19 protein-coding genes and 2 pseudogenes are annotated in these 22,553 nt (G+C 70.0%); 11 read left to right on the top strand and 10 right to left on the bottom strand.

Annotated features, from left to right (window positions below; all coding sequences use genetic code 11):
• Positions 1-178 precede the first annotated feature (178 nt).
• Entirely contained in the window at positions 179-3,850 is a 3,672-nt protein-coding gene (locus tag ABD385_RS12350) for an NB-ARC domain-containing protein (RefSeq protein ID WP_344575217.1), read from the bottom strand.
• Positions 3,851-3,901: 51 nt separating this feature from the next.
• Here ABD385_RS12350 and ABD385_RS12345 point away from each other — a divergent pair, with 51 nt between their 5' ends.
• The 8 genes and pseudogenes from ABD385_RS12345 to ABD385_RS12310 all read left to right on the top strand — a co-directional run bounded on the left by ABD385_RS12345 (position 3,902) and on the right by ABD385_RS12310 (position 10,630).
• Positions 3,902-4,117 carry a hypothetical protein gene (locus tag ABD385_RS12345; protein WP_344575216.1) on the top strand — a complete coding sequence of 72 codons (216 nt, stop codon included), beginning with the start codon at positions 3,902-3,904 and terminating at the stop codon, positions 4,115-4,117.
• A 60-nt stretch (positions 4,118-4,177) separates the two neighbouring features.
• On the top strand, positions 4,178-5,314 hold the full coding sequence (locus tag ABD385_RS12340; protein ID WP_234385968.1) for a winged helix DNA-binding domain-containing protein: 1,137 nt from the start codon (positions 4,178-4,180) through the stop codon (positions 5,312-5,314).
• Between the two features lie 409 nt (positions 5,315-5,723).
• Positions 5,724-6,237: pseudogene (locus tag ABD385_RS12335) on the top strand (transposase); the annotation flags it as partial.
• 208 nt (positions 6,238-6,445) lie between these two features.
• Complete coding sequence (locus ABD385_RS12330; RefSeq protein WP_344575215.1) at positions 6,446-7,750, top strand: helix-turn-helix domain-containing protein; 1,305 nt, start codon at positions 6,446-6,448, stop codon at positions 7,748-7,750.
• 159 nt (positions 7,751-7,909) lie between these two features.
• Positions 7,910-8,275, top strand: coding sequence for a DUF6415 family natural product biosynthesis protein (locus tag ABD385_RS12325; protein WP_344575214.1), 366 nt, complete (start codon positions 7,910-7,912; stop codon positions 8,273-8,275).
• Positions 8,272-8,523 carry a hypothetical protein gene (locus ABD385_RS12320; protein WP_344575213.1) on the top strand — a complete coding sequence of 84 codons (252 nt, stop codon included), beginning with the start codon at positions 8,272-8,274 and terminating at the stop codon, positions 8,521-8,523. The genes ABD385_RS12325 and ABD385_RS12320 overlap by 4 nt, the downstream gene beginning before the upstream one ends.
• 208 nt (positions 8,524-8,731) lie before the next feature.
• Positions 8,732-9,799 carry a cupin domain-containing protein gene (locus ABD385_RS12315; protein WP_344575212.1) on the top strand — a complete coding sequence of 356 codons (1,068 nt, stop codon included), beginning with the start codon at positions 8,732-8,734 and terminating at the stop codon, positions 9,797-9,799.
• 6 nt (positions 9,800-9,805) lie between these two features.
• Entirely contained in the window at positions 9,806-10,630 is an 825-nt protein-coding gene (locus ABD385_RS12310) for a hypothetical protein (RefSeq protein WP_344575211.1), read from the top strand.
• Here the strand turns inward: ABD385_RS12310 and ABD385_RS12305 are convergent.
• Positions 10,621-10,800: a hypothetical protein gene (locus tag ABD385_RS12305; protein WP_344575210.1), complete on the bottom strand. Its 180-nt coding sequence runs from the start codon at positions 10,798-10,800 to the stop codon at positions 10,621-10,623. The genes ABD385_RS12310 and ABD385_RS12305 overlap by 10 nt on opposite strands.
• A 92-nt stretch (positions 10,801-10,892) precedes the next feature.
• Here ABD385_RS12305 and ABD385_RS12300 point away from each other — a divergent pair, with 92 nt between their 5' ends.
• From ABD385_RS12300 to ABD385_RS12290, 3 genes are read left to right on the top strand one after another with little or no spacing between them, the layout of a single operon-like run.
• Positions 10,893-12,485 (top strand): TniQ family protein, encoded by a 1,593-nt coding sequence (locus ABD385_RS12300; RefSeq protein WP_344575209.1) that lies wholly within the window; start codon positions 10,893-10,895, stop codon positions 12,483-12,485.
• Entirely contained in the window at positions 12,482-13,249 is a 768-nt protein-coding gene (locus tag ABD385_RS12295) for a TnsA-like heteromeric transposase endonuclease subunit (RefSeq protein WP_344575208.1), read from the top strand. Before ABD385_RS12300 ends, ABD385_RS12295 begins: the two co-directional genes overlap by 4 nt.
• Positions 13,246-13,617 (top strand): hypothetical protein, encoded by a 372-nt coding sequence (locus ABD385_RS12290; protein ID WP_344575207.1) that lies wholly within the window; start codon positions 13,246-13,248, stop codon positions 13,615-13,617. The genes ABD385_RS12295 and ABD385_RS12290 overlap by 4 nt, the downstream gene beginning before the upstream one ends.
• A gap of 132 nt (positions 13,618-13,749) precedes the next feature.
• Here ABD385_RS12290 and ABD385_RS12285 read toward each other — a convergent pair.
• From ABD385_RS12285 to ABD385_RS12250, 8 genes and pseudogenes are all read right to left on the bottom strand, one after another.
• Positions 13,750-14,017: pseudogene (locus ABD385_RS12285) on the bottom strand (dienelactone hydrolase family protein); the annotation flags it as partial.
• Between the two features lie 327 nt (positions 14,018-14,344).
• Complete coding sequence (locus ABD385_RS12280; RefSeq protein WP_344575206.1) at positions 14,345-15,319, bottom strand: thiopeptide-type bacteriocin biosynthesis protein; 975 nt, start codon at positions 15,317-15,319, stop codon at positions 14,345-14,347.
• Positions 15,301-16,530, bottom strand: coding sequence for a lanthionine synthetase C family protein (locus ABD385_RS12275; protein WP_344575205.1), 1,230 nt, complete (start codon positions 16,528-16,530; stop codon positions 15,301-15,303). The genes ABD385_RS12280 and ABD385_RS12275 overlap by 19 nt, the downstream gene beginning before the upstream one ends.
• The gene (locus ABD385_RS12270) at positions 16,527-19,592 is read right to left on the bottom strand and encodes a lantibiotic dehydratase (protein ID WP_344575204.1); all 3,066 of its coding nucleotides are present in this window, start codon (positions 19,590-19,592) and stop codon (positions 16,527-16,529) included. The genes ABD385_RS12275 and ABD385_RS12270 overlap by 4 nt, the downstream gene beginning before the upstream one ends.
• Positions 19,593-19,676: 84 nt before the next feature.
• Positions 19,677-19,865, bottom strand: coding sequence for an FxLD family lanthipeptide (locus tag ABD385_RS12265; protein WP_344575203.1), 189 nt, complete (start codon positions 19,863-19,865; stop codon positions 19,677-19,679).
• 50 nt (positions 19,866-19,915) lie between these two features.
• Positions 19,916-21,130, bottom strand: coding sequence for a methyltransferase, FxLD system (gene fxlM / locus ABD385_RS12260; RefSeq protein WP_344575202.1), 1,215 nt, complete (start codon positions 21,128-21,130; stop codon positions 19,916-19,918).
• A 94-nt stretch (positions 21,131-21,224) separates the two neighbouring features.
• Complete coding sequence (locus ABD385_RS12255) at positions 21,225-21,395, bottom strand: hypothetical protein (RefSeq protein ID WP_344575201.1); 171 nt, start codon at positions 21,393-21,395, stop codon at positions 21,225-21,227.
• A gap of 217 nt (positions 21,396-21,612) precedes the next feature.
• A complete protein-coding gene (locus ABD385_RS12250; RefSeq protein ID WP_344575200.1) occupies positions 21,613-22,509 on the bottom strand; it encodes a BUD32 family EKC/KEOPS complex subunit in 897 nt (298 codons plus the stop codon).
• Positions 22,510-22,553: the final 44 nt, after the last annotated feature.

The following is a 22,553-nucleotide window of genomic DNA, read 5'->3' as shown; positions in this document are numbered from 1 at the left end:
GATTGAGGACTGTCGAGCCCCTGCTCGCTTCCGGACGCCACCACGAGCCGAGCAGAGTCCGCCTGCCGTTCGGCTACGCTCAAACTCCAGCTGGTACTGGTCCATCTCGGATCAAACCGCCCGCCGACCCTCGCACTCTTCTGCCCTCGTGACGGCTCTCGATCGCGAGGCGGGGGTATCAGGCGCGGAAGGCGAAGAGGTAGATGCCTTGTTGGCCTCCGACCGCGAGTTCATGACCAGACGTCCAGGCGCACGAGTACAAGTTCCCGTCGGTACGTGCGATGGCCACGGTGCGTTGCTCTCTCGCATCCCAGACCTGCACCGTCCCGTCGAAACCGGTGGTGGCGAACCAGGCGCTGTCCGGGGCGATCGCCACCGAGGACACCCCATTGCTGTGGCCTGTGAGGGCGGTGGTGACGGTGGTGACGGGGTTCCAGATTCGCACCGTCCCGTCCTCGCTGGTGGTGGCGAGCCAGGTGCCGTCCGGGGCGATCGCCACCGAACTCACCGCGCCGGTGTGGCCGGTGAGCGTGGTGGTGCAGGTGCCGGATGCCAGGTCCCAGATCCGCACGATCTTGTCGTTGCTGGTGGTGGCGAGCCAGGTGCCGTCCGGAGCGATCGCCACCGAACTCACCCGGCTGGTGTGGCCGGTGAGCGTGGTGGTGCGGGCGCCGGATGCCAGGTCCCAAATCCCAGCCGTCCCGTCGGAGCTGGCGGTGGCGAGCCAAGTGCCGTCCGGAGCAATCGCCACCGAATACACCGCGCTGCCATGACCCGTGAGCATGGTCGTGCAGGTGCCAGAGACGGGATCCCAAATCCCCACCGTCCCGTCGGAGCTGGCGGTGGCGAGCCAGGTGCCGTCCGGGGCGATCGCCACCGAACTCACCCGGCTGGTGTGGCCGGTGAGCGTGGTGGTGCGGGCGCCGGATGCCAGGTCCCAAATCCCCACCGTCCCGTCGGAGCTGGCGGTGGCGAGCCAAGTGCCGTCCGGAGCAATCGCCGCCGAAAACACCGGGGGGATGTTTGAGGTGTGTGCGAATGTCTCAATATCAGAATTCATGTCCCAGATCCGCACCGTCCCGTCGTTGCTAGCGGTGGCGAGCCAGGTGCCGTCCGAGGCGATCGCCGCTGAGGTCACCCAGTCAGTGTGCCCAGTGAGGGTGGCGGTGCAGGTGCCAGAGGCCAGGTCCCAAATCCCCACCGTCGCGTCGTAGCCGATGGTGGCGAGCCAGGTGCCGTCCGGGGCGATCGCCACCGAATTGACCGCGATGCTGTGGCCGGTGAGGGTGGCGGTGCAGGTGACAGAGACGGGGTCCCAAATCCACACCGTCGCGTCGTCGCCGACGGTGGCGAGCCAAGTGCCGTCCGGAGCAATCGCCACCGAACTCACCGCGCTGCCGTGACCCGTGAGCATGGTCGTGCAGGTGCCAGAGTCGCGGTCCCAGATCCACACTGTCCCGTCGTCGCCGACGGTGGCGAGCCAAGTGCCGTCCGGAGCAATCGCCACCGAACTCACCACGCTGGTGTGACCCGTGATGGTGATGATGCGGGCGCCAGAGACGGGGTCCCAGATCCACACCCTCCCGTCGGAGCTGGCGGCGGCGAACCAAGTGCCGTCCGGAGCAATCGCCACCGAACTCACCACGCTGCCGTGGCCGATGTGGGTGGCGGTGCAGGTGCCAGAGACGGCGTCCCAGATACACACCGTCCCGTCGGCGCTGGCGGCGGCGAGCCAAGTGCCGTCCGAGGCAATCGTCACCGAACTCGCCAGGTTGGCGGGACCGGTGAGGGTGGTGGTGCAGGTGCCAGAGGCGGGGTCCCAGATCCGCACCGTCCCGTCAGCGCTGGCGGCCGCGAGCCAAGTGCCATCCGGAGCAATCGCCACCGAAAGCACCCGGTCGAGACGAGGTGTGGTGAGGGTGCGTTGCAGTGCGGGGTTGGGTGTGTCGGGTGGTGGCCATTGGTTGGCCAGATAGGGGCGTAGGGCGGCGCCGTGCCGGCGTGCGGTGATCTGGGATTGCCAGTGCGGATGTGCCTCAAGACGATTGTGCAGGATGCCGACGAGGGCATGGGGCGAATCGGTAGGCGAGAGAAGGTGGGCGGTTTGGAGGAGGTTGCGTGCCAGGCGACGGGTGTGTGCGGTGTTGATGCGGGCGAGGTCGGTCCAGGGAGCGGTCGGCCCTCGTTGGTGGAGTCGGGCTTCTACCCAGCGCACGTCGCCGGCCACTGCCTCGGCGGATGAGATGCGTCCGGCTGCAAGGAGGTGGTCGATGAGGTGGTCGAGGAGGTAGCCGACTTCCAGCTGCCACCAGGCGTATCGGGGGTCGGGCGCGGTGGTGGCGAGGGGTTGGGCGGGTGGCAGGGTGGTGGCGATAGCGTCGATCAGGAGGCCGTTGAAGCGGGTTAGGTTGGCCGTGCCGAGTTCGCTGCGGAGGTAGTCGCGGACGACGTCGTGGAGGCTGATCCTGCCGCCGTCGCGCGTGTTGTCGAGGTTGATCAGTGACAGGCGATGCAGTTGCGCCAGTAAGACGCGGGCTTGGTGCTCGGTCAGTCCGTCGGTGGCCTGCCAGAGCTGGGCGACGACAGATACGGGAATGTCTTCGTCCTCGGCGAAGATGCCGAGTTCGGTGAAGCGGGCCGCGCCGCCTGGGGGGAGCAGGGTGGTGGCGGCCTCGATCGACGCCTGGACGGCCTGATTGCGCTGGTCGGGGTCGTCGAGGTCCCAGGTGGTGGGGTCGGCGGTGGGATTGGCCGCGGCTTTGGGTCCTAGGTTGCGCAGCTGTTCGAGCACCTGGCCGGCGGCGGCAGCGGGGTCGGCGCCGGTTTCGGTCTGCAGGACGATCGAACGGTTGGTCAGACGCAGTAGTAGAGCCCAGCGGCCGGTGACCCGGAGTAGGCCGTCGACCAGGTCCTCGCGCAGGGGTGGCAGTTCGTGGGTCAACACGGCCTTGGACTGGGTGTGGGACATCTGGTCGACCTGGATGCTGCGCGCTGTGGGGGGCAGCAGCTTCGGGTTGCGGGTGGTGACCAGGCGTACGCAGGGGCTGCCGCCGAGGAGGAAGGGGGCGAGCTGCTCTTCTTCCCACACGTCGTCGAGGACGAGCAGGGTGCGGGGGCGTTCGTCCAGTAGTCGGCCCAGATGGGCACCGGCCGTGTGGGGGTCATCGAATTCGGTGGTGTCACCTGTGATGAACTTGGTGGCCTGCGCGACCTTGGCGGCCACGGCCGAGCGGCCGCGGACGTCTCGTCCGATGGTGACGGTATAGATCCGCGACTGGAACTGGCGTCTCACTCGGCGGTGATTGGCCACGGCGATGGCCAGCGTGGTCTTGCCGAACCCTCCTGCTCCCGAGAGGGAGGTGGTGATGCCGACCTCTCCGGCACCGCGGCACACCTCGTCAACAGCTTCGCGAGTCTGGTGCCGGTCCACGAACCAGGCGGGAACAACGGGCGGCGGGGGCGGCGAAGGATCGTTCACGGCTGCCGGCGGGCTCGATTGCCACCACGTCAAGGCCACGGCCACAACGACGGCCAGCCCGCCCAACACACCGACCCATAACCACGGGTGCTGCCGTAGCCAGTCCAACGGGCCAGGCCAACGCTCCTTACTCGTAGCAGGGTTCGCCGCCAGCGCCAGAAACAGCGACACTGCCGCACCAAGGCCGGCAAGCAACGCCAGCCCCATCTTCCAATTCCGCACCTGCGCACCCCCATTGATGACCTGCTCGTCAAACTCTAGAAGCACACCGGTTGAGAAGTTGCCTCCGCCGACATGGGCGATTGCGTCGACGCCGGGGCGGGCGTACCGCTCCAAGGAGGGGGCGGCCGCGTGGCGAGAGCGGGCCAGCAACGTCGCTTCCTCGGGGTTGTTCGGAGTTCGAGTCCCGGGAGCACAATGACCGTGCAGCTCAGAGGAGTGTGTCCGCGGTCGTTAGGTGAGCGACAGGTCCCGGACCAGATCGAGGAGTGGAACGCGCGGTTCGGCCCGTGGCTGCGGGAGGGACGCAACGTGTTCCTGCACACGGTCGTCGAGGGCGGCACCGGTCAGTTCCCGGCGGCGTGCGCCGCCCTGCTCGACCGCACGTACAGCAGCACGATGCTGGTGCGCATGAGCTGAGCGGCATCGCAGTACGGCGGTGGCGTCCCGGGCGCGGTCCGAGGCAGCCACCGTGTTTTCGTGAGTGGACACGAGGAAGGGAATCCCGTCGTGGTGACAGGAGACGTGAAGGTGCTGGACCATCGGGCGCTCAACCGGAGCCTACTGGCCCGGCAGTTGCTGCTGGAGCGGTCCGCGATGCCAGCGGGGCGGGCGGTCGCGCACCTGGTGGGCATGCAGGCACAAGCGCCGAACCCGCCCTACATCGGCCTGTGGACGCGGCTCGCCGGCTTCCGCATCGAGGACCTGGCCTCCCTCGTCAGGAACCGCGAGGTGGTCCGGGTGGGTCTGATGCGCGGCACGATCCACCTGGTCACGGCGGACGACTGCGTCGCACTGCGCCCCGTCCTGCAGGGCGCCCTGCGGCAGGGGCTGAAGGGCGCCTTCGGGCGCAAGCTCGAAGGGCTCGACGTCGAGAAGGTGGCCGAGCTGGGCCGCGAGCTGGTCGAGCGGGAGCCGCTCACGCTGGGCGGCCTGGGCACCCTGCTCGCCGAGCGGTGGCCGGACCGGGACCCCTTCGCCCTCGCCAACGCCGTGCGCAACCTGGTACCGCTCGTGCAGGTGCCGCCGCGCGGGCTGTGGGGCGAGAGCGGGCAGGCCGTGCACACCAGCGCCGAGGCGTGGCTCGGCCGGCCCGTCGCCGGGCTGGCGGCACCGGACCTGATGGTCGAGCGCTACCTGGCGGCCTTCGGGCCGGCCACGGTCAAGGACATCCAGGTCTGGTCCGGCATGACCCGGCTCGCCGACGCGGTGAACCGGCTCCGGCCGCGGCTGGCGGTCTTCCGCGACGAGAACGGCCGCGAACTGCTCGACCTGCCGGAGGCCCCCCGCCCCGACGCGAACACCCCCGCCCCGGTGCGCTTCCTGCCGGAGTTCGACAACATCCTGCTCTCCCACGCCGACCGCGCCCGCATCCTCACCGAGGAGCAGCGCAAGCTTGTCTTCACGCGGAACGGGCTGATCAGGTCGACGTTCCTGGTGGACGGGTTCGTGGCGGGCGTGTGGCGCGTCGAGCAGACGCGCGGTGCCGCCGTCCTCGTCCTGGAGCCCTTCGGTACCCTGCGTGCCGGGGACCGCGCCGCGCTCACCGAGGAGGGCGGCCGGCTGCTCGCGTTCGCCACGGCCTCCGCCGCCTCGCGCGAAGTCCGCTTCGCCTGATGCCCGGCCATGCGCACGGCGTGTGCAACATCCCGCGAGTTCGCCGTGCCCCTCGGTTCCTCGGCATGGGGCCTTACCAGGCACCCCGTCGCCCTCGGCCTGTGCGTCTATGGAGGTATCATGATGGTTCTTCAGGAATCCCGAAGGTCCATCATGATCTATGCGGATCCGTCGCTCCCGCCTGCCGGGCTGACCTGCGGCAACGGGAGATGAAAGCCAGGACGAACCCGCGGGATGTCGCATAACTGGTGCGATGGATCAGAAACACGCACTTACTTGTTCTTCATCTTCCGGTCTCGAATGGCGTCTCGAACTGAGTCGCTCACCTGGGGATTTGCCGGACGTGGGGGGCTTCGTCTGATCCTGTGCTCCGACCAAGGTGTACGTGACCAAGACGGAGGCCGTGAGGGTGAGTCTGCTGCCAGATGCTGTCCGGAGGGAGGCGTTCGCGTTAGCGTCACGCTTCCGGGGGGAGTTCTACGAGTGTCTGACCGCCCGGCGCGACGAGTTGTTCGAGCTGGTGGACGCGGTGCTGTGTGCGGACGGTGCGGTGAAATCCCCGGTGGACTTGACGCTGTTGCCCAAGCATCGTCGTGGGCACGGAGCGATGTACGGCGGCCTGAACCATGGCCGGATCGACACCGATCGGCTGCGGACGGTGCTGGCCGCTGCCGCTGCCGCGTTTCGGCGGCGGGCGCCTGGTTCTGGCGGTCGATGTGTCGCCGTGGCTTCGTTCGGACGCTCCGTGCTCAGCGGAGCGGCTGTTCTGCCACGTCTACGGCCGTGCGAAGACGGCGTCGCAGTTCACTCCGGGCTGGCCCTACTCCTTCGTCGCCGTGCTGGAGCCGGGCGCCACGTCTTGGACTGCGTTCCTGGACGCGGTCCGGCTTGGCCCGGCGGACGACGCGACCGCGATCACCGCCCCGCGCCAGCCGCCAGCGCTGTCAGGCCACCATCGATCGCTGGGACCAACACCCTTGAGTGTGCTGCTTGTTCAAGCAGCACGTGACGCTGTCCGAGTAGTGTCGTGACGGCCCTGCGGGCTTGACCGTCTTGCCTCTACAACTGGGATCCCTGCGGCAGTACCGTGGCTTGCTCACGCGGTGGATACCGACCTCGGGGGCATGCCCAGTGGCGGGAAACGCAATCACGCTCGGCAAGATGATCGCCAAGGCGCGGCGGCGCAAGGGTTGGCCGCAGCGGGACTTGGCCGCGATGCTGGAGAAGTCCGAGAGCTGGGTCTCCCAGGTCGAGCGGGAGATGATCCCGGTCAACAGCCTGCAGACGTTACGTCACCTCTCCGAGGCCCTTGACCTTGCGCTGCCCGAACTCCTCGCTGCCGAACAGCCGTCCGGGCACGCGCCGACGTCGGCTCACCGCGGGTCTTCCTCCACTAAGGTGGTCGGCAATCTTGATCCCGAAGAGGGTGAGGACCCCGTGCGACGCCGTAATCTGTTCGCCGCTGCGGCGGCCGTCTTCGCCTCCCCTCTGGCCAGCAGCACACCTGCTCAGGCCAGTGCGCTGTCCCCCATGGAGGACCTCCTCCTGTACGGAGCTGCACCCGCACCCGCGGACTGCGACATCTCTCCAGCTGGGGTCGCGGACGCGGTGAAGGCGTCCCGGGAGCACTTCCGAGCCGCCCGCTACGACACCTTGGCCCGCATCCTGCCCGGCCAGATTGCCCGCGCTCGGGCCCTGGAGCCGGCGGAGGTCTCCGCCACGGCGGTCGCCGACCTCTACAACATCACCGCCCGGCTGTGCATCAAGCTCGGCGAGGACGGGCTGGTGGCCATCACCGCGGATCGCGCGCTGACCTCCGCACGGGCCGGCGGGGACGCGTTGACGATCGCTGAGGCTCATCGGATGGTCTCCAGCGCCTGGCGTCGCCAAGGTCACCTCGCCCGCGCCACCGACATCGCGGTGCGCGCCGCGCAGGACCTGCGAGCCGACCGCACGGCTGCGGAGCCGGTCCGGCTGGCCGCGGGCAGCTCGCTGCTGGCGACCGCCGCCTACACCGCGGCGAAGAGGGGCGATCGGCCCGTCGCGCACGCGCTGATCGCTGAAGCCGCCCAGACCGCCAAAGCCGGCCGGTCAACCCCTGAGGCCCGCACTGACACGGGCCTTGTGCAGGTGCGGCTGCATGAGCTGTCGGTCCACTACCTCCTCGGGGATGCCGGGCAGGCGATCGACCTGGCCAAGACCATCGATCCGACCGCGGAGCGCCAAGGGCGGTTCTTCATCGATGTGGCCCGTTGCTTCGATCAGTGGGGCAAGCCCGAGCAGTGCTACCGGGCCCTGCTGGCCGCCGAGCACGCGGCTCCGCAGGAGATCCGCCGCGGCGCGGTCCAGGACCTGGCCGGCGGCCTGATCCGCCACGACCGGCGCCTGCCGGGCGTGCGTGCCTTCGCCGGCCGCGCCGGTCTGCCGGTCAACTAAGGCCATCCGCAAGCAGTTTGCGACCTCGCAAGCGGCTTGCGGATGTGCCTCTCCTCGCGGCGGTTGACTCCTCTTGAAGCCGCCAGGGGCCCGGGCAAGGGCCGGCCTCTCTTCGCCCCTCGGCGGCGGTGATGACCATCGTCTTCGAGGAGTCGCACCATGCCCACCCTCCCCACCGCCCAGCCCCCACCGACCACGACGAGCGTCGAGGGGGACCAGCTGCGGGCCGACGTCGCCGCCGCTTTGCGCTCGGGCACCACGCTCCCGCCGTATGACGAAGTCCTCCGGCTGATCGACACCCTCAAGGGGCACCTCGCCCCGCTGGTCGACCAGGCCAAAGAGCACGTCAACGAGCACCGGCTGGGCGCGGACGCCTGGCGCCAGCCCATCGCGGGAGCCGAGTACCAGCTGCGGGCCGGCCCCGGCGACGGACTCGTCTCGGCGACCCGCCGCCTCCAGGCCCTGGCCCGGTGCGTGCTGCAGTTCGACCGCCACCTGCACCGCGCCACCGAGGGCGAGCGGTGAGGGGCCGCCACCGCGGCGGCCAGCCCCGGCTGGAGGCGTGGCTGGAGCGGCTGTGGCTGCTGGGCACCGCCACCGGCCTGACCCTGCTGGCGACGCTGGTCGTCCAGCACGACAGTGCCCTGGCCTCTTCCGTAGTGAGCGCACTCGGCACCACCTCGGCGCCGCAAGGCGCCCTACAGCTTCCCGCCGCGACCGCGGCGGGAGAACCGAAAGATCAAGTGAAGGGAGTTTCGCGATGGACAACCTGATCGTGGCGAAGCGCGCGGTGAAGGCCGCTCGTACTCAGGACCGCCTCAGCGACGGGGCGGTACCGGCAAGGGCGACGGCAACGACTGATCGGAGCCTGACATCATGACCGCCACCACATTGGCGGTCGAGAGCCTCGGCGGGGACTTCCCCGCCGAGGCGTTCGGCCGCACCTACCGCCACTAGCCCCACGTCGGCGACTTCTGCGAGTTGTTCACCTGGGACGACCTGAACGAGATCATCGCCCGGCACCGTCTCGAACCGCCGCGGCTACGGCTCTTCACCGACGGCACCCAGGTTCCCCCACACGCCTACACCCACCCGGTGGTCTCCAAGCGCCACACCGTCTGGCACCGCATCGAACCGGGCAACCTGCACCGCCAACTCGCCGACGGCGCCTCCCTCGTCCTGGACGCCGTCGACGAGCTGCACCGCGGGGTGGAAGGGCTCGCCGCATCCTTCGAGCGGCACCTTCGCACCGACGTGCAGGTCAACCTCTACGCCTCGTGGACCTCGAAGGAGGGATTCGGCCTGCACTTCGACGACCACGACGTGGTGGTCGTCCAACTCGAAGGCGCCAAACGGTGGAAGATCCACCAGCCCACCCGCATAAACCCCTTACGGATCGACGTCGAAGCGCCTCAGCCGCCGGTCGGGGAGCCGGTCGCCGAGATTGTGCTGCGGGCCGGCGACATGCTGTATCTGCCGCGCGGCTGGTGGCACGCGGTGGCCGCCACCGAGGGCCGCTCGCTGCACCTGACGTGCGGCCTGACCCCCACCACCGGCGCCGACCTCCTTGCCTGGCTGACCAGCCAGCTACGGGCCTCGCAGACGGTGCGCGCCAACCTCCCCACCCACGCTCCGCCCGACGAGCAGGTCGCCTACCTGGGGTCGCTGCTCAAGGAGTTCACAGCCGGCCTGCACGAGGGGGTGATCGAGGATTTCCTGGCCGCGCGAGGAACGATGGATCCTGGCCGGCCGATGCCCTCGTTGCCGTATGTCGAGTCCATCCCGGCTGAGCCCGAGCTCCGGCTGCGCCTGACCGCTGCTGGCGCCTGGTATGAGGTGGACGGCGAAGGCCGCGTCGTGGTGGGCGCCGGTGGGCAGCAGTGGACGTTCGCCGCCCCCGTCCTGAGCGTGATCAAGCAGCTCGTCGATGGACGAGAGGTGCCGCTGGGGGAGTTGGCGGTAGCGTCGTCGCTTCCTCTTCACCAGATCGCCGCGCTGGCAGCCGAGTTGGTGACCGCCGATGTCGCTGCCGTCAGTCGCAGAAGGTAGCTGTTGATGTTCACTGCCCCTGAGAGCGATGTCAGGGATCGCATGCTCGCCGCCCGCGACCACGCCCACGCCCTGCTGGGCCTTGGCCGCGCCGCGGGCGGCGAGGTGTGGGGGTACGCCGGCCGGACCCTTTCCGGGCCCGCAACAAGCCTCGACGACGGTCCCGCCTGGCTGCGGCTGGTCAGCGCACCGGAGGAAAGGGCCGGCGGGAAGCTGTGGGAGGGCCCCACACAAGCCCAACGGTCGGTGCCCGTCGTCGTGTCGCGTCCGCGACTGATCGAGGTGGCCGACTGGTCCGCCGAGGGCTTCGCGTACCGCGCCGAGCTCTACGAACGCCTCACCACTCCACCGGTGAGTCGCAGCCCGGCCGTCGTCGACAGCGTTGCGTTGTCGGATGCCTGGTGGCAGGACCTGCACCGGGCTCTGGACCGCCTCGCGGACGTTGCTACGGGCCGTCAGGCGGTCCGCGAGCAGTACATCCGCCGCCGCGTGCCGGAGTTCACCGGCGTCACCCCCGGCGAGATCACCTTCACCACCGCCCACGGCGACCTGCACTGGGCTAACCTCACCGCCCCGGCCCTGACCCTGCTGGACTGGGAAGCCTGGGGAACTGCGCCCGTCGGTTACGACGCCGCCAACCTCTACCTGCACAGCTTGCACGTGCCGGACCTAGCCGAACGCGTCCGTAAGGAATTCGCCCACGTCCTGGGCACGCCTGCCGGCCGGGTCGGGGAGCTGACCGCCTGCACCGAGATCCTTCAAGCAGCCCCCCGCGTGCCGTTCTACGCCGACCTGGCTGACTTGGTGCGTCGGCATGTCGATCAGCTGTAGCGGTCGTTGAACAGCTGGTAGCCGGCTGCCGGCCGTGGCCCGGGGCAGAGGCGTGGGCTCGCGAACCGCGTGCCCACCAACTCCAACGCGACCTTCAGGAGCAGTGGTTGAGGTTTGGTCGCGCCGCGGTGGCCGTAGCTGAGGCCGGCGGTGCCTGAGGGGCTCTGCACGGTCCGCGCGGCCAGTAACGCGGGGTCGGCCGGGCCACGAAGGCCGCATTCCGCTCCACCAGCGCAGGAAGGACCGCAACAGTGGCCGTGGATTGCCGAGCAAGGTCGCCCTGACCTGGACGAGCCTGCGCGGTCTGCGGGAGGCGACCGGGCTGTGCGTGCGCACACTGCGGGGCATGCAGCTGGCCCGCTACGACCAGGCGGCCATAGACCTCGCGGGCCTGGATCTGTCCCGGGAGGTGTCCTTGACGGTCGTGGCCGCCCGCGAGTGGATGACGCCGCACTCCAGCCGCGCCTGCCCGCCCTGTCTGGCCAAGAGCCCTGTGTGGCCGCTGTGGTGGCGATTGGGCATCGCCGCGGTCTGCCCCACCCACCACTGCCTCCTGATCGATGTGTGCCCGTCGTGCGGGGTCCGGCTACGCCGCGGCAGTGAACGTGCCCCGCGCGGGTTGCTGACACGGCCGCCGTGGCCCGGGCCGGGTGAATGCGGCAACCGGCCCCCGCATGGACCTAAGGGCCGGGCGGGGCTGTGCCACCAACAGCTCGCCGCCCTGCCCGCCGTCGCTGTCCCCGACGCCGTGGCCGAGCTCCAGCGCCGCGCCCTCAGGGTCGCTGACGGCCGCTGTGCACTCCTGGCGGGTGAGCCTGTTGCCGCCGGCGAGTGGTTCGCCGCGCTGCGGCGCCTTCACGCCATGACACGGCTCGCTGCTCTCGACGACGACCTCGTGGGCCTGCCCGACGTCGTGGCGCACGCCTGCCAAGAACAGCAGCAGCGGCGCACCAGAAGTTCTCGTGGGGGTGGCGGCATCCGGCTGGGGGCGATGCCTGCCACTGCCGCCGAGGCATTGGCCGCGCTCGTCCTCGCGGACCGGGTCCTGGGCGCGCCCAGCATGCACGTCGGAGCCACGAGGCTCGCTTCCTGGCTAGAGCGGCTGACCGTCCAGCGGCGGGCGGCCGGGCGAACCGACCCGTTGCGCTACCTTCCTCGCTCCCCGGTCCTGGAGCGCATGATCAGGGCGGGGGCACCGCGCTCCTCCCGCGTCGCCGGGGCCCTGGACGCCGCCGGACACGGCCTGCCCGTCCTCGCGCCGCGGCACCTCCCGCATCTGGCCCACCCGCGGGACTACCAGGAACTGCTCGCCGCGCACCTGCCCGGCACCGCCGAGGCGTCGGGACGGCGCCTGGCCGTCCTCGCGCTGGCCCGTCTGGCCGGAGCCGGCAGCTGGGCCGCGGCCGCCGCCTCCTTGGGCCTGCACGAAGGCCAGGCTGTGCGAGCCGCGGACGCTCTCGTGCGCCGCATAGGGGACCCGGACGCCTTCTGGCAGGCGATCGGCGCGATGGCCGGCCGTATGCGGCAGCGGGGCCTGGTCGACTACGCCACGCGCCGGGCCGCGCTCGCCGACCTGCGTGAAGTTCCCCACCGCGTCCTCGCCCCGATCCTCCACCCCCTGGGATGGGTGGTGACGTGGCAGCGCCGGCGGCATGCCGCGGTGTGGGTGTGGCAGCACCTCACCCAAGGCGATGTCCGCGACGCGCCCGCCTACACCTGGGGTTGGCAGGACGGTACGGCAACCGAGTCCATACGCGAGGGCTGGCGGCGCTTCGATACTCGTCTGCCAGCCCCGGCCGCCGACGCCCTGACCGCCTGGGGGACCACCCGCCTCGCCCGAAGAGAGTGCCGATGAGCCCACGACGGCCCCGCACCCTGCGACCGATCCACACCGCCGAAGACCACAGCTACCTCCACTATGTCGACCCCGCCGGCACCGAACGCCTTACCGCCGCCGAGCACGCCGCCACCGTGGCGTTCGAGGACGCGCTGCCGATCCGCGCGATCCCCTCCTACGCCGGGCAGCGCCACACCCCTGGCCACTACTGGTCGGCCAGCACCGACCGATTGGTGGGCTACGAGTCGTATCTGGAGTCGAAGTGGATGAAGCTCCTCGACTTCGACCCCCAGGTGGCCGCGTTCAGCGCCCAGCCCTTCACCCTCGAATCCCGCGACGCCGAGGGCACCTGGCGCCACACCCCCGACCTGTTCGTCCGCCGAGGCGACGGCACCGCGCTCGTCCTGGACGTCAAGGACGATGCTCACCTCGCGACGCCCACGGTCCGCCGTCAGGCCCGGCGCACCGCCGCGGTGTGCCGCACGGTCGGTTGGGAGTACGCCATGGCCGGCGAACCCGATCCCTTGCGCTGGGCCACGGTGGCCTGGCTCGCCGGATACCGCCGCCCGCTGCGTGCCGGCGCGGCCCTCGTCGACGCTGTGCTGGAGCTCGCCGGGCAGCCGGTGGCGGTGGGGGAGTTGGTGAGCTTCCAGCCTGTCCCGGAGTTGGCCAGGGCGGTGGTCTATCACCTGATGTGGCACCACCGTCTCACCTTCGACGCCACTCGCCCTTTGCGGGACCACACCCGCGTGCACCGTGCCGACGTGGGGGGTGTGGCGTGAGTCGTCATCGGTTGGCCGCCACCGACTGGGTCGAGTTCGAAGAAGAACGCCACCAGGTCGCCGGCCTGGACGGTGCGTTGGTGCGGCTGCGATCGGAGGCCGGGCGGATGCAGACCATCATGCTGACTGTCCTGCTGGCCGACCCCAGCTTCCGCGCCGCCGTCGAACCACCTTCCGCGACGGCGAAGGATGGTGGAAGCGGCTTCGATCCGGCAGGGGCCTTGGTGGGGGTGGATGAGGCGGTCAAGCAGGCGGCACTGGCGTTGGAGGCGCACCTGCTGGAGGCCATGACCGGCTACCGCGGCGGCGACGCCCTTCAGCCCGAGGCCGGCGAGCCCCGCCCGCAGTTCGTCCGGCCCGGCCGCTGACCGCCCGGGTGCAGGCGAAGGCCGAGGAGCTGGGGGTGAGCGAGCGGTGGCTGTGGAAGCGGTGGGCCCAGCGCACCGAGCAGGGCCTGTGGGCCCTGGTCGACAAGCGCAAGACCCGGATCCGCAACCCGCTGCGCAACCTCGATACGTCGCGCCCGAGTTCCAGCGCGATTGCGCCCCCGGTGCCGTACCCGACGGCGGCGATCTGGTCGGGGTCGGTCCGCGGTTCGGCCCGGAGCACGTCGAGCGCCGCGTGGCCGATGCCTCGCATCCGGTCGGGGTCGGCGAGCAGCGGCATGCAACGGGCCAGCATCTCCTCGGGGTCGCCCAAATAGCGCCCGCCGTGGAGGTCGAAGGCCAGCGCCACGTATCCCAGCTCAGCGAGCTTCCCGAGGGTTCTGATCAAGAGAATCTTGAAGGTGACCGTCGGAGTCGGCCAGCCTGTGGCTGTCGTGCCTGGGGGCGGTGCGCCGAGGGTTCGCCGCACCGCGGGTGTCCCCGTGGCGCATTGGCGGGCCACCCCCAGGGCGCACTCCGGCCGAGACAACCGCGGTGGCTGGCGACTGCCGAACCCCTTCGGTCCGGTTCTCGCTGGCAGGAGGTTTGGTCGACTGCGAGGAGCCGTGCGATGCCTTCGGTCGTCTGATGCTTCTGGAGGTGGGCATCAGGTCCTGGAGGAGGAAGCTGCCTCCCGATCCTGGCGCGGTCGTCCGGTGCACCTGTCTTGCTACAACGGCGTGAAGACTGCCTGGCGGGCGGACCATGCCAAGGCGCTCTGGGTTCGGTGGGAGAAACCGAGGCGGTTCCAGTGGAAGATGACGTGGAGGGCGAGGACCTGCCGCAGACCGCGATCGAGTCGTCCGGCGTGGGCTGCGGTGCCGAGCGCCGCGCCTGTGTCGCGGAAGGCCGCTACCCACGTGGTGACTGGCTGGACGGGGCCGTCGTCGGTGAGGTTGGGGCCCTTGGGGGCGGTGCTGGCCTGGAGCAGGGTGCGGAGCTGTTGGACGAGTTGCAGGCGTTGCTGTTCGGGGATTTGCTCGGCTGTGGAACGGCCCTCTTCGCTGATGAGACGGTCCCAGACGTCGCCGGTTTCGTACCATTCCAGGCCGGCGCCGCGCATCATGGCGGAGCACAGCAGGACAGAGAGTTCGCGGCGGCCGAGGGTGACGTTGGGGCGAGCTGTCAGGCGGAGAATTTCGCGGCTGTCGGCGAAGAAGAGTTCGTGGGCGGTGTCGATGCCGAGGGCGCCGCCGAAGGCTGCGGTCTCGGGTTCGTAGATGCCGGGCCACCAGCGCTTCACGTGGTTGTGCTCCCGCAGTTGGTCGAGGACCGCGCTGACGTCGGTCGCGGTGGTGGAGCCGGGGAGCGCGTCGAGGCGTAGGCGCCAGCAGGGGTGCTTGCGGATGAACCACCAGCCGGTGATGCCGCCGGCTGATTGTGCCTGGCTCAAGGCAGGTTCGAGATGGGCGGCTGCGATGGATTCGGCGGCGGCCCAGTCCTGGAACTCGATGAAGATCTGCTGCCAGCCGAGGTGACTGGCCTGGTGTACGAGGGCATCATGTCCAGCCTGCTGGAACAGTTCGACGGCGTCCGCTAGGTGCGCGGGATGCATGTGGGTCTGTCGGGCGGTCTCGTCCAAGCGATGCCCGGCCAAGACGTCGAGGACGGCCCGGTCGATGGCGGTCAGTCGATCAGGAGGCATGCGTCCCATCCCGTCTGTGTGATTGGCGCGCCAGCGGTCAGCGAGGACAAAGCCAGGGCACTTCCGGAGGTGCCGGTCAGCAGTCCCACATTCTGGTCGTCAGCTGTTCGGAAATGGCTGGACAGGGTTTCGCCTAATAGCGGCAGCAGCGTGCGCAGGTGGGGGTAGGGGCTGTCGTGGGCGGCGCGGGCCGTGGTCTGGTAGATGCCGGCCCAACCGTGGCAGAGCGAGGCGTCGCGTACGAGGGCGAGCTGCGCCGGATCGGTGAGGGACAGGTAGAGCGCGGCTTCGTACATGTGCTGGAGTCCGCGGTCGTCCAGGGCGATGCCGGCGAGTTGTCCGGCGCGTGCGATGCCGGGGGTGCCGTAGCACCAGCTCGGGCGGCCGGGGCCATGCTGCTGTGCCTGGCCGGACGTGAATTCGGCCTGGGTGAGATGCAGCGGCCACCAGGGGCCGCGGTCTGCGTCCTGTCGCCAGTCATCGAGGTGGGAGCAGATGGTGTGGATGGCCTCGTGCTGGCCGTCGACACTGACGCCGCGACGGAGGGCTTGGGCGAGGAGCAGCAGGGGACCGGTGATGCCGTGCGCCACCCCGAGGTTGCCGTGGCCCTGGGCGAACTTCGCGCTGATGTTGCGGTTGGGGTCGTGTGCGACCCACCAGCCGGGCAGCCGGTGGTCGTCGACGGTCACCGGGTGGGTGAGGGCGACGAGGTAGTGCAGGACCTGCTCCAGTGCGCCGCTGGTCGGATCTGCGCGCAGCAGGTAGGCGCCGATGCCGGTCAGGCCGCAGAAGAGGTCGTACTCGGCGAAGGTGGCCAGCTCGCCGCGGCGAATCCGGGCGAGCGCCTTTTCGGTGCGGTGGTGGGCCAGGGCGGTGACGTGGTGGTGGAGCTTCTCCCACGCGTTGCTGTAGAGGGCCTGGAAGCGGCCGTGGGGCACGGTGTTGAGCAGGACGAAGGCGAGGGCGGGGGCGCCGTGGAACAAGCCGGCGCTGTCGGTGGCGTCGAGTTCGCCGGCGGCTGCGTGATTGATCCAGCGGTGCGCCAGCTTCCAGGGGCCGGTCCGGGCCTGGGCGCGCTCGATGTGCAGCAGCGCGACCCCCGCTGCCCCGTCGGCCAGCGACTGCCCTTCGAAATTCTCAGGTGGGGGTGGGTCGGACAGGGCGGTCGCGTATCTGTGCGCTAAGTGTGCGGCTTGGACTCTGGTGGTCATGTGGTTCTCCGGGCGGTGTGGCTCAGCGCTGCCGTGCGCGCCAGCCGGAGGGTGAGGGCCTCGGCCTTCGAGTCGGGGCCCAGGGCACGGATGTGGTGGGTATGAAGCAGAGACCGCAGCACGGTGAGGGGGTCGCGTTGGCCGACGAGGGCGCGACGGTAGGCAGCCAGGGATGCGGCGCGGGATTCCCACGTCTCGTTCACTGCCGCGCCGTGTGCCGTCTTCGAGAACGGCTGGAGTGCGCCGGGTTCAGTCGCGGCCAGGGTCTGTTCGCGCAAGGTCCGGTCCAACGCGCCTTGCTCATGCGGGAGATGCGTGATGAGCCAGTTCAGACCGGCGTCGGCGGTGGGGGCGAGGTGGGTGGCGAGGTTGAGCAGGCTGGCGGCCGTGAGCGCTTCCGCGGCCAGGGCGTCGTGGTGGGCGACGAAGCGGATCTGGGCCAGGGCGGCGGCGGAGTCCGCGGCGAAGACCGCGTGCGCGGCGTCCAGGGCTGGACCGTGTCCGTAGCGCCCGGTCTGCGGGGTGTAGCTGGTCAACGCGAGGTCGGCGATCAAACCGTCGTGGTGCAGGGCAGTGGCCCAGGCGTGTACCGCGCTGGCCGCCGGCCCGTAGGCGCCGTCGGACAGGTGTAGGACGAGGGCGAGGTGACGGCCGGCTTCGGGGCGGGAGGCTTCACGGTGTCGCAGGAACCACCACTGTGGCGGTTGGTCGAACTGGGCCAGAAGCGCGGGCAGGTGGCGATCGAGGATCTCGTCGTGCCGCTGCGGATGGCTGTGAAGGTGCGCGCGGAGAACCATGCCGGCCCCGGGCAGCCGGGAGTCGGATACGTCGATCGGAAGCTGTGGTGAGGGCAGCGGGGGGCTCTGCTGCGGGTGGGTGCGTCGGAGGGGAAGCAGGATCTCGTGGGCGCGGCCGATCCATCCGTGCCGGTCTGGTTCAGGGGCCTCGCGCAGTTCGAGACGTTTGGCCTCGTCGAGGCGGGACCGCAGGAGCTGACGATGGACAGGGTGCGTCAAGTCCAGGGGCAGACGTTGCTCCAGCTCGACCAGGGCAACCCGAGTCGGCACGCGCATGCGGCGGCGCCAGGCAGCCAGCGCTTCTTCCCATTGCGGCAACTTGGCTGTGCGGGCGGGCAGATCGGTCGCCGTCAGGAGCCATCGGGCCGGCGCCAGGACGGTTCGGCGATACCGCACGCGCGGCAGGTAGGGAAGCCGGCTGGCCGCGCCGAAGGAGAACGGACAGTACACGGCGCAGCGGACGGTGGAGACCTCGGCGAGGAACCGCGCCAGCGGGGGCGTTTGTACGCCGGCTTCCAGCACGTGGGGGATGTGCAGTTCGACCCGCCGGCCGGTGGAGCGCTGCACCAGGTGCAGATGGCGGGCATCGGCAGTGACGGCCAGGTCCGCGAGGGCGACCACCTCTTTGTCATCGTCCGGCCGGTGCTCGGCCAGCGGGACGACGGGCAGCAGCTGCACGGTGCGGGCAATGTTGGCGTTGCGGTGCCGGCGCGGGGTGAAACTGAGCTGCGCGGTCACCGTCGCTTCCGAGGCGGGGCGGTAGGTGCGCGCGAGGGCATCGCGGTCCGCCTCGGGTAAGAGGTAGGCGAATCGGCCCGCCATGCTGTTAGTGGTCCGCGGCACGCTGGTGACCCACACGTCGAACCGTCCGCGGGCCAACTCCCGGGTGCTGGCCGCGTGAAGTTCGAAGGCCACCTCCAGCCGGGGGGCGAACTCGGGCTCCTCGGAGCCCGTGACGCGGGCCAGCTCGTCGACGTCCGCGTCGGTGAGCACCAGCTCCTCGCGCCCGTCCATGAGGACCTGCTGAAGATGGGCCAACAGCCACTCGTCGCGGTTCGTCCACGACGCGATCGACTTCTCCCGCTCCGCGCCGACGTAGGTCGCAGGCAGGCCCAGCCCGTGATCACCGATCAGGTCCAAGACGGGCACCGCGGCGCCGACACCGTAGCGGGCGCGGAAACGGCGGTGGTAGTCGCGCCATGCCTTGTGCCCGTAGGGATGCGGGGTGACCCGGTATAACGCGGCAACCGCGCGTTGCACCTCGGACACGACGGAGTGGGGGATCTGCACGTGACCGTCCACCGTCATGTCGACGAGGAGAGGCGCCGGAGCAACGGCCCGATCGCAGACGGCATGCATCCGCGGGACCGCGTCAACCAGCACCTTGCTGGAGGGAGCTTCGGCACTGAGGATGGCGTGGATGCCGTCCAACTCATGCACCAACGGGCCAACGCCAGGAAGGCCGTGCGCGCCGATCCGCTTCAGCTCGGCGCAGACGTGCGCCAGGGCGTCAACGGTGGTCATCGGCGCCCACAGGCTGGAGATCAGCAGATGCTGCGCGATGAGATCACCGAGCAGACCATCGACCTGCCCGTCAGAGGCGTTGGGGAACCGGCCGCGCATCTGCTCGCGCAACTCCCGATAGGAAACAGGCACGGCGGCAGCGGTCAAGGCCGCGAGGACGGTGCGCCGCGCCGGAACGGACACCTCCACGGGCGCCATCAACACCGCGCGTCCGTCAGCGGGCGGGCCCGAGGCCACGACCCGATCTCCGCGCACCACCGCGGTGTCGTTCGCCACGCACGACAGCCGCTCCACCACGGCGATGTCACTGTGCAGTTGGCGGATCACCTCGGCCAGCCACGCAGCATCGGCACGAGCCGTAGCCCGCGGCGGCCCGTGCCAGCGCACCTGCGCAGTCGGACCTACCGAGAGGGGGGCTATGCCGGCGAACCCCCCGAAGGGAGTGGCGCGGTGCTGCCACCGCAGCAGGTAGGAGGCGACCGACAGGACCGTCCGCTGGATCTGTCGTGGTCGTTTCTGTGCCCCGCTCACGAGGCTCTCGACTGCCTGACACAAAACGGGAGAGGCCACTCGCACGGCATCGCGCACGTCGGCGTCCTGCCAGAGGCCGCCGAGCCAGGCACGGGCAACGGCCGCGTCTCCCAGGCCGCCGCGCGGGAGGCCGGCGACGCCAGGGCGGGTGGTGGCGCGCAGCATGGCGCCGCCGTCGTACTCGTAGATCACCGGAGGGAAAGCGGACACGCAGGTTCCTTCGACGATGGGGAGTAATGGCCACAGGTGCTGGTGTGCCGGGCTGATGAGCCCGGCACACCAGCGAGGAGCCGATTAGGCCGGGTCCTCCGTGAACGACGTGCAGGCCGAAGCCCCGTTGGCGCAGGTGTTGCCGCACCCGTCGTTCGTGGCGCACAGCAGCTTGCCGTGCGGGTGGGCGGCGACGACGACCTTCACGTCCAGCGGCGCGAAGTCCTCCTCACCGTCGATCTCCGTCGGATCGAGCAGCGCGATGTGACTCATGAATCCTCCCCTTCAGTGATGGAGTGGTGCATGAAACCCTGGCCCCGCGGTTACTGCGTGGGCCAGGAGAGCGAGATCCGGCAGTGCACCTTGTCGATGACCCGGTCGCCGCGGACCTGGTCATCGCTGGTGCCGGCCGGATACACCCGGATGACCGGGCTGGGGCCGCCGCGGCGGCTGAATTCCCAGGTATGCAGCTGTTCCGCCACCTCGTCGGCGAGCTGCTGTGCGTGGGCCCCCAGAGCGTGCACGCCGAATTCGGACGCCTCACCGTCCTCGGTGCGGCGGTAGACGACGTACGCGAAGCTGTCCTTGTCGACGGCGGCGAGGGAGAAGCCGGGGTTGGTGGGCGCGACGATGCCGGAGTCGAGTTCCTTGTCGAGCGCCATGATGCAAAAGCCCGGCAGCCCGATGGCCAGGTGCATCTGCAGTGTGTCCATCAGTTCCCCGCGCCCGATGGTGACCCCGGTCCACGCCTCGACCCGCGGTGTGGTGATCGCGTTGTCGAGCTGGCTGGGTTCGATCGGGACACCGTCGTCGAACCGCAGACCGATCTCCGCGCTGCCCGCGACCAAGAGCAACGTCACCTCGTGGGCGGTGGCGCCCTGCATCGGCACGAAGCCGCAGATCTTCGCCGACTCGCTCTCCAGGTGACCATCGCGGCGGACGAAGGCGACGGAACGGGTCAGCCCCCGCATCCGCAGGGGCACCACCAGCCGCCCTTCGGGAGCGAGTTGATCGAGCCAGGCTGCGGGGATGTCCCAGGCCCCAGCGGTGACCATGATGACGTCGACCTCTCCCAGGCCGGGGATCGGCTCGGCGGCATCGGCGGTGACGACCTGGACGCTCTTGTAGCCCTGCTCGTCCAGGAGCCGCCGGGCCCGCTCGGTGACCTCGGGGTCGATGTCGACCGAGGTGACCTCGCCGGAATCGCCGACCAACTCGGCCATGTAAGCGGCGTTCAGTCCACCGGAGCCGATCTCCAACACGCGCATACCAGGGCGTAGTTGGGCCTGTTCGAGCATCATGGCCTGGATCTGCGGAGCGGAGACGCTGCTGATCTGCACGCCGTACTCGTCGGTCTTCGTGACGACGGCCGCGTAGGGCTCGTAAGCCTTTTCGAGGGGGGTCTCGGGGGCGAAGGCGTGACGCGGGACCTTCCGCATCGCCGCCTCGACCTCCGGCGTGACGAGCACGCCGTCCGCCCGTAGCTGGTCCATCACGGTGTTGCGCAGTCTCGTGGCCTGTTCAGTATCAACGGTCATGACGATCCTTCGTAGTGCGTTTCTGGAAAGCCGGCAGGCGGCGGACAGCGCAGCCTGCCACCTACGGCGAAGCTGACTCAGACGGCGTGGCCGGTCAACTGTTCGGGTTCAGCGGGCACGGCTTGTCGCAGTAGTCCTCACAGACGTGGGTCTGCCTGGTGTGTCGGGCGCCGAGTACCTCCTGCCTCTGGGCGTCGCCGCGGTTGTTGTTGCCCCGGTCACCAGCGCTCTTCGCCGCCTTGATGGTGTCCTTACCCTTGCGCACGTTGTCCCTTCGGGGTGGTTGTTTCGCAGGGCGGTGAAGTCCGCCCGTTGCCTGTGAATTGGTGGAATGCGTGGGTGAGGTTCAGACGGACGACCGCCACGAGGGTCGCCCGAGGACCGGCGGTGAGGCGCAGCCCGCGGTCCTCTCGAATCGCAGCGACAGGTTGGAGGGAGAACAGCGAGTGTCACGGTGGTGGCCGACCTACCTGCGTCCGCCGTCAGATGAGCGGGACGGCTTTGAGCTGGTCGGCGAGCTGAAGGGCGCTGGGTCGACTGCCGGGCGGCTGCGTCATCGCGGCGCTGAGCGGAGCGAGGAACTGGGGCCAGGGATGGCCGGCGGCCTTGGCGAGGGGGATCTTGATCGTGGCGATGGCGCGGCGCAGGGCGAGCGAGGTCATGGTGCTGGGGTCGATGCCGGCGTCGGCGTAGGCGAGGGGCCACGTGGTGGTGGCGGCCCACCACAGGCCGGCGGCCAGGGTGTAGACCTCGTCGTCGGAGTCGAGCACCACGCCTACCGTGGTGGACTCCAGGGCGGCGGCGAGTTGAGGGGAGAGCAGGTACACCAGGCCGCCGAGGTAGGAGGCGGAGATGGCGTTGCCGATCCGTGAGGCGGCGGTGCAGGACAGCAGCCGGACGCCTGCGGTGGTGTGGACGGCGTGGTGGGGGCGCAGGTCGCCGTGGACCCAGCCGACAGCGTGAAGACGCCCCACTGACATGCACAACTCGACTGCGGCGCGACGGGCTTCGTCCCGACCGGCGTTCGTGTCGTCGCGCAGTTTCTTGAACGTGTCCCACGTGGTGGGGCCGTCAGCCCAGGCGGTGATCAGCCAGGCCCAGGGCGCGGGGCAGTAGACGCCGTCAGCGGTGTGCAGGACGCGGACGCCCCCGGGCGGCATGGCCCGGAGAGCGGCGGCTTCGCGCACCAGGGCCCGGGCGGCGTTCTCGCCGCTGGCGACCTTCACGGCGACCGTCGTGCGCGGGCCGCGGACCTGCCAGAGCTGGTGGTCGTGGCGGTCGCGCATCAGGGTCCAGGTCGTGGGGGAGCCGGCGCATTGGGTGGCGTAGGCACTGGCGGTGTCAGGGCATTGCAGGCGTGGTGTGGCGCCGATGGTCATGGGGCTCCGTAATGAGAGGAAAGAGACATGCCGAACAGCTGGGG

This window comes from Streptomyces lunalinharesii (genome assembly GCF_039532155.1).
GTDB classification, from domain to species: domain Bacteria; phylum Actinomycetota; class Actinomycetes; order Streptomycetales; family Streptomycetaceae; genus Streptomyces; species Streptomyces lunalinharesii.
This window is presented reverse-complemented; position numbering and strand designations above follow the sequence as displayed.